This is a genomic window from Rhodococcus sp. ENV425 (genome assembly GCF_002887785.1).
Lineage (GTDB): Bacteria > Actinomycetota > Actinomycetes > Mycobacteriales > Mycobacteriaceae > Rhodococcus > Rhodococcus aetherivorans.
Genome location: NZ_PCZU01000263.1, coordinates 14,458 through 18,118, shown reverse-complemented (window position 1 = coordinate 18,118; position 3,661 = coordinate 14,458). Strand labels below are relative to the sequence as shown.

Here is a 3,661-nt window from a genome sequence, read left to right as displayed (position 1 = left end):
GGGGTGGGGTAGGGGACGAGCCGGAAGTCGTCGGCGCGGCGCGCTTCGACGGTGCCGTCGGGGCGGGGCCATTCGGAGATCAGGTCCACCCGGTCGCCCGCTGCGAAGCCGAACGACTCGAGGTCGCGGTCGTTGACGAACAGCACCCGCCGGCCGCCCTTGACGCCGCGGTAGCGGTCGTCGAGGCCGTAGATGGTGGTGTTGTACTGATCGTGGGAGCGCAGGGTCTGCAGGATCAGCCGGCCCTCGGGCACCGGTACCCAGTCGAGGTCGTTGACGACGAAGTTCGCCTTTCCGGTGGCGGTGTGGAAGCGGCGCTCGTCGCGGGGTGGGTGCGGCAGGACGAACCCGTCCGGTCGGCGGACCCGGGTGTTGAAGTCGTCGAACCCGGGCACGACGCGGGCGATGGCGTCGCGGATGGCGTCGTAGTCGTCGGCGAACGCGCGCCACGGCACCGGGTGATCCGGCCCGAACAACGCCTGCGCGAGCTCGCAGACGATGGCGACCTCGCTGCGCAACTGTTCGCCGGCCGGCGTCAGGCCACCGCGGGACAGATGCACCACCGACATCGAATCCTCCACCGACACCAGTTGTTTGCGGCCGTTGCGGACGTCCTTGTCGGTGCGGCCGAGCGAGGGCAGGATGATCCCGGTGCGCCCGTGCACGAGGTGGCTGCGGTTGAGTTTGGTCGAGATCTGCACCGTCAGCGCGCAGTTGCGCAGCGCGGCGGCGGTCACATCGGTGTCCGGGGTCGCGGAGAGGAAGTTGCCACCCATCGCCATGAACACGTGCGCGGCGCCGTCGCGCATGGCGCGGATCGAATCGACCGCGTCGAGGCCGTGCCTGCGGGGACTGCGGATGCCGAACTCGTCGTCCAGAGCCTGCAGGAAGGACTCGGGCATCTTCTCCCAGATCCCCATCGTCCGGTCGCCTTGGACGTTGGAGTGCCCGCGCACCGGGCACACCCCCGCTCCGGGTTTGCCGATCATCCCCCGCATGAGCAACAAGGCCACGGCGTCCTCGATGGTGGCCACACCGTGGGTCTGCTGGGTCAGGCCCATCGCCCAGCACACGATGGTGGCGTTCGAGGCGATCAGGGCGCGGGCGGTCTGTTCGATCTGCTCGCGCGTCAGGCCGGTCGCCTCGAGCACCGTGGCGAGGTCGACGGCCCGGATGTGCTCGGCCCACTGCTCGAACCCGGCACACCGGCTGTCGAGGAACTCGCGGTCGAGCACGGTGCCCGGCCGACGGTCCTCCTCCTCGAGCAGCAGCTTGGCCAGGCCTTGGAACAGGGCCTGATCCCCGCCGATGCGGATCTGCAGGAACTCGTCCGCGATCTGTGCGCCGTCACCGAGCACGCCGTTCACCTTCTGCGGGTCCTTGAACCGCAGCAACCCGGCCTCGGGCAGGGGGTTGATCGCGATCACCGTGGCGCCGTTGGCCTTGGCCTTCTCGAGCACGGAGAGCATGCGGGGATGGTTGGTGCCGGGATTCTGGCCGGCGATGAGGATCAGGTCGGCGTCTTCGAGGTCGGTGACCGACACCGAGCCCTTGCCGATGCCGATGGTCTCGGTCAGGGCGGTGCCGGAGGATTCGTGGCACATGTTCGAACAGTCCGGCATGTTGTTGGTGCCGAAGGACCGGATCATCAGCTGGTAGACGAATGCCGCCTCGTTGGAGGTGCGGCCGGAGGTGTAGAAGATCGCCTCGTCCGGGCTCGGCAGGGCGCGCAGGTGCTCGGCGATCACCGCATAGGCTTCGTCCCAGCCGATCGGCTCGTAGTGCGCCCCGCCCGGTCGGATGATCATCGGATGCGTCAGCCGGCCCTGCTGCCCGAGCCAGAAGTCCGTCTGCGCGAGCAACTGCGGAATCGAATGGGCGGCGAAGAACGCCGGGCCGACTTTCCGGGTGGTGGCTTCCTCGGCGACGGCCTTGGCGCCGTTCTCGCAGAACTCCGCGGCCTTGCGATGCCCCGGGGTCTCCGGCCAGGCGCACCCCGGGCAGTCGAAGCCGTGCCGCTGGTTCAGCCGGGCCAGGGTGCGGGCGGTGCGAAGCGGGCCCATCTGCTCGAGACCACGACGCAGCGACACCAGCACCGCGGGCACCCCGGCCGCGTAGGACTTGGGGTCGGTGATCTGGATGTCGTTCTCGTCGAAGACGTGCCGGTCCGTGGTGTTCGTCATGCGCTGTGTCGCACCCATCGATCGGTCGACGAGAACGCCTCGCCGAGAAGGAAACTGTCGCCGTGGCCGGGGTGCACTCGGGTGTCGGCCGGTAACGCCGACAGTGGCCCGGGCGCCGTGCTCGGCGTCGGGGTGTGTCCGGGCGCTTCACACCCGTGCCGGAGGACGTCGCCGGTGAACACCACGCCCAGGTGCGGAAGATGCAACGACACCGACCCGGGCGTGGCGACCGGAGTGTGCAGCACCCGGATCTCGTCACCGGCGACGGCGATGCGCTGCCCGTCGTCGAGTCGCCAATAGCGACGCTGCCCGTGCACCGCCTGCCACAACGCGTGGTCGGCCGGATGCAGCAGGATCGGAGCACACAGTCCCACGCCCACGTCGACCGCGGCCGAGACGTGGGCCCGGCCACCCTGGGTGCAGATCACCGCGGTGACACATCGGTCACCGACCGCGTCGGCGATGTCGGTGGCTCGACCACCCGCATCGACGACCACCACGTCCCGGTCGTCGCCGACCAGCCAGACGTTCGTTTCTCCGGGATCGGCGAAGAACGGCCCCGGGGGCCGTGCTCGTCGAACGCAGACGCGGTCGATCCGAAAACCCTCACTCACGTCAGGCTCGTACCGTCGGTCGGCTCACTGCACGTGTCCCCGACCCGAATACCCCTGGGCGTGAGCCTGCACCACAGGAACGCGCACCGCGGTAGGCCTTCCGATCGCACACGTGGTCCCTCGCATCTTCATCGAACACAGCTGGTCCTGCCCGACCGTCAACGGTCGTTGCCGGATCCACCGTAAAGTCCGCCGACTTGCCGACGAACTGGCCGAACGATCAGATCGGCCTCTCCCGATGGGCAGTGCGCCCAGGCCCTCGCGTTCCCCACCGCCAGTGAATTTCTGCGGGTGGCGCCTAGAATCGGAAGCAATCCGAGGTGGCGTCATGATCAAGTCCGCAGAGCACCGGCCGGCAGAACCGGCTCCCGGGAGTGCCGTGGTGCACCTACTGCCGTGCCGGACTCGGTCCGAAGACCGGGTGCACGGTGTCCGGTGACGCCGCCGAACGTCCCGCTGATCCGCCTCCGAGGGAGCTTGCGGACGAGTTGAGCGCGGCCGGTTTCGTCGAGCCGCGGGTGGCAGGGCAGGGAGGTTTCGGCATCGTCTACCGCTGTCGTCAGCCCGCCCTCGACCGGGTGGTCGCGGTCAAGGTGATGAGCCCCAGTCCGGACGAGACCGACCGGGTGCGGTTTCTGCGCGAGCAGCAGGCGATGGGCCGGCTGTCGGGGCATCCGAACATCGTGCACGTGCTCGAGGCCGGCGTCACCCGTACCGGGCGTCCCTACATCGTGATGCCGTTCCACCGCCGGGACTCCCTCGAGGCCTGGATCAACCGGCGCGGGGCCCGCACGGTTGCCGAAGTTCTCGACATCGGCATCAAGATGGCCGGGGCGCTCGAGACGGCACACCGGGCGGGTGTCC

The 3,661-nt window shown here is 69.1% G+C and carries 3 protein-coding genes; 1 reads left to right on the top strand and 2 read right to left on the bottom strand.

The features are described 5' to 3' along the window. Positions 1 to 2,183: FdhF/YdeP family oxidoreductase (locus tag CQZ88_RS23530; protein WP_258008747.1), on the bottom strand; the 2,183-nt coding region annotated here is incomplete at its 3' end. Then, positions 2,180 to 2,797, bottom strand: a complete 618-nt coding sequence (locus CQZ88_RS23525) for an MBL fold metallo-hydrolase (protein ID WP_006946520.1) — start codon at positions 2,795 to 2,797, stop codon at positions 2,180 to 2,182. The genes CQZ88_RS23525 and CQZ88_RS23530, both read right to left, overlap by 4 nt. 488 nt (positions 2,798 to 3,285) lie before the next feature. Here CQZ88_RS23525 and CQZ88_RS31680 point away from each other — a divergent pair. After that, on the top strand, positions 3,286 to 3,661 hold a 376-nt coding region (locus CQZ88_RS31680; RefSeq protein WP_258008746.1), incomplete at its 3' end, for a protein kinase.